The following is a 2,836-nucleotide window of genomic DNA, read 5'->3' as shown; positions in this document are numbered from 1 at the left end:
GCGTCAGGTCAATCAACATGCAGGTGACTGACCCACCGCCATCGCGAGCAGGCTCGCTCCCACAGGGGGCCCCGTCATTCACACAGAACGGGGGTCAGCCCCCTGGCGACTTGGCCTTGGGCGGCTTCACCTCCATCCCCGGTAGCGGTTGGTCCGGCGGCGGCCTGGGTATCTCGATCGGTGGCAGCAAGGGTGGCCCGTCATTGCCGGAACCAGCCTTGGGCACGCTGCTGGGTGCGACCGGTGGGTAGGGCATCGGTGTGGCGGTACCAGGCGCACCAGGGACGCTGGGTGGGCTTACCGGAATCGTCGGCTGCTGGGCCTGTGCACAACTTATTGAGAGCGCCGCCAGGGCAATGGCCGTTAGAATGATGCACTTCATCACTGGCTCCGTGGCTACTGTCACCTTCAGGCTAGACCCTACCGCACCGGTCCGCCCCTCCCTCATGAGATTTCCATGAAACGTTTCGTTCTGCTCGACACCACCCCCATCCCCGACAATGGCGGAGCCCTGTGCCTGTTCGAGTACGGCGAAGACTTCGTCATCAAGATCCAGGGCGGTGACGGCGGGCAGTTGATGAACACCCGCATGCACGGCTCCGAAGATGCCCTGGCGGAGATTCCCTGCCGCAAGGTCGCCGGCCGGCCGGGTTCACGGGTGCTGATCGGCGGCCTCGGCATGGGATTCACCCTCGCCTCGGCCCTCAAGCACCTGGGCAAGAACGCCGAAGTGGTGGTGGCCGAGTTGGTGCCCGGCGTGGTGGAGTGGAATCGTGGGCCCTTGGGCGAAAAGGCCGGGCGGCCGCTGGAGGACCCGCGCACGGTGATCCGCCTGGAAGACGTAGCCAAGGTGCTGCAAGCCGAGCCCCAGGGTTTCGACGCGATCATGCTGGATGTCGACAACGGCCCCGAAGGCCTGACCCAGAAAGCCAACAGTTGGCTTTATTCGGCCGGCGGCCTCGCCGCCTGCGCTAAGGCTCTGCGGCCCAAGGGGGTGCTGGCGGTCTGGTCGGCCAGCGCTGACCGGCAGTTTTCCGACAAGCTGAAAAAGGCTGGCTTCAAGGCGGAAGAGGTGCAGGTGTTCGCCCATGGCAACAAAGGCACCCGCCACACCATCTGGATTGCCGAGAAGCTCAAGGCCTGAGCTAAACTTCGTTCAACCGTCATCAGTCTTATCTACAAAGGTGAACCCATGAGTTCGTCAACGCCTCCTTCCAATACCGCGAAGCTGGACCGCATCCTCGCTGACGCCCAGCGCGACCGGGAAATGGGTTACCGCGACAAAGCCCTGAAAATGTACCCTCACGTCTGTGGCCGCTGCGCCCGTGAGTTCTCCGGCAAGCGCCTGAGCGAACTGACCGTTCACCACCGCGACCACAACCACGACAACAACCCCCAGGACGGTTCCAACTGGGAGCTGCTGTGCCTGTACTGCCATGACAACGAGCACTCGCGCTACACCGATCAGCAGTACTTTGGCGATGGCTCCCTGAGCACTCCGAAAATCGCCAAGGCGACGCACAACCCGTTTGCCGCGCTGGCTGGGTTGATGAAGAAAGACGAGTAGCCGGCAAGGTACCGAGCGCCTGTCAGGCCCTCATCGCGAGCAGGCTCGCTCCCACATTGGAATGCGGTTTCCTGTGGGAGCGAGCAGGCTCGCGATGGCGATGCAACCTTCACCGCCAATCTTGAAACTGACCACCCTCCCCCATTCCCCGTATAATCGCGCCTTTTCCCAAAGGCACCCCGCCCGTGGCCAACAAACGCTACAGCTGCATCGGTCTGTTCAACCCAAAATCACCGGAAAACGTCGGTTCGGTCATGCGCGCCGCCGGTTGCTACGGCGTGGCGTCGGTGTTCTATACCGGCAAGCGCTATGAACGGGCCGCCGATTTCGTCACCGACACCAAGAAAGTCCACTACGACATTCCGTTGATCGGCATCGACGACTTGAAGAAGATCCTGCCCCTGGGCTGTGTGCCGGTGGCCGTGGAGCTGGTGGAGGGTGCCCGCCCGCTCCCCGAATACACCCACCCGGACCGGGCTCTGTATATCTTCGGCCCCGAAGACGGCTCGCTGGACAAGGACATCCGCGACTGGTGCGAAGATGTGGTGTACATCCCCACCACCGGCTGCATGAACCTGGCAGCCACGGTCAACGTCGTGCTGTACGACCGCATGGCCAAAGGCAACAACACCCGCTCGGGACCGCAATTCCGCTGACCGGTGGGAAATTCCATGGAACGACGGATTCGCTCCGGCAGTCAGTTTTATACCCATTCCCACACTGGAGACAGACCATGAGCGATAACAATCCGTTCGAGCCGATCGAGAGCACGCCGTTCCAATCCCGCCCAGCACAAAACGTACATGGCTGGGAACGCGCGGGTTCCCTGGCTGGCGGCGTACTGATGATGGGCAAGGGCTTGCGTCGTGGCGGCATCATCGGTCTGGCTCAACTGGCCATCGGCGGCATGGCGCTGGCGCGGGGCATCACCGGGCATTGCTCGGCCAAGTCCCTGCTGGAAAAGAGCCGTCAGAACCTGAGCAACGCCCGCGCCCGGATCGAGCAGGCCGGCGATGAACTGAGCCGCATGAAGGCGAACGCCGAGGCGGCAACCGGCACGGCTACGGTGACCGGGAATGATTCGTTGGATTCACCGAAGGCCGGGCTTTGAGCTTGTAGCGCAGCTAAAGGCCAATCGCGGGCAAGCCTTGCTCCCACAGGAACCCCGGTGCCTGTGGGAGCAAGACTTGCCCTGATGCCAGTCAGATAAGGACCAGACGGTGCAAAACCTGTGGGAGCAAAGCTTGCCCTGATGCCAGTCAGGTAAGG

Annotated in this window: 5 protein-coding genes; 4 read left to right on the top strand and 1 reads right to left on the bottom strand. The window is 62.6% G+C overall.

All coding sequences use genetic code 11. The features are described from left to right. Positions 1–94 precede the first annotated feature (94 nt). On the bottom strand, positions 95–382 hold the full coding sequence (locus ACODTO_RS29485; RefSeq protein ID WP_139649613.1) for a hypothetical protein: 288 nt from the start codon (positions 380–382) through the stop codon (positions 95–97). Positions 383–457: 75 nt separating this feature from the next. On the opposite strand from ACODTO_RS29485, the gene ACODTO_RS29480 reads away from it, so the two are divergent. The 4 genes from ACODTO_RS29480 (at position 458) to ACODTO_RS29465 (ending at position 2,678) form a co-directional block, all read left to right on the top strand. Then, a complete protein-coding gene (locus ACODTO_RS29480; RefSeq protein ID WP_175386737.1) occupies positions 458–1,144 on the top strand; it encodes a spermidine synthase in 687 nt (228 codons plus the stop codon). A 48-nt stretch (positions 1,145–1,192) separates the two neighbouring features. After that, a complete protein-coding gene (locus ACODTO_RS29475; protein WP_003184246.1) occupies positions 1,193–1,567 on the top strand; it encodes a YajD family HNH nuclease in 375 nt (124 codons plus the stop codon). Between the two features lie 185 nt (positions 1,568–1,752). Beyond that, on the top strand, positions 1,753–2,223 hold the full coding sequence (locus tag ACODTO_RS29470; RefSeq protein ID WP_003198862.1) for an RNA methyltransferase: 471 nt from the start codon (positions 1,753–1,755) through the stop codon (positions 2,221–2,223). A 77-nt stretch (positions 2,224–2,300) separates the two neighbouring features. After that, on the top strand, positions 2,301–2,678 hold the full coding sequence (locus tag ACODTO_RS29465; protein ID WP_139649617.1) for a YgaP family membrane protein: 378 nt from the start codon (positions 2,301–2,303) through the stop codon (positions 2,676–2,678). Positions 2,679–2,836 lie beyond the last annotated feature (158 nt).

Source organism: Pseudomonas sp. FG13, from assembly GCF_057809755.1.
The sequence above is the reverse complement of the archived record's forward strand: the minus strand, read 5'-3'. Positions and strand labels throughout refer to the sequence as shown.

Coding starts and splice junctions, on each gene's coding strand:
- ACODTO_RS29485 (WP_139649613.1), bottom strand. CDS start 382: ATGAAGTGCATCATTCTAACGGCCATTGCCCTGGCGGCGCTCTCAATA.
- ACODTO_RS29480 (WP_175386737.1), top strand. CDS start 458: ATGAAACGTTTCGTTCTGCTCGACACCACCCCCATCCCCGACAATGGC.
- ACODTO_RS29475 (WP_003184246.1), top strand. CDS start 1,193: ATGAGTTCGTCAACGCCTCCTTCCAATACCGCGAAGCTGGACCGCATC.
- ACODTO_RS29465 (WP_139649617.1), top strand. CDS start 2,301: ATGAGCGATAACAATCCGTTCGAGCCGATCGAGAGCACGCCGTTCCAA.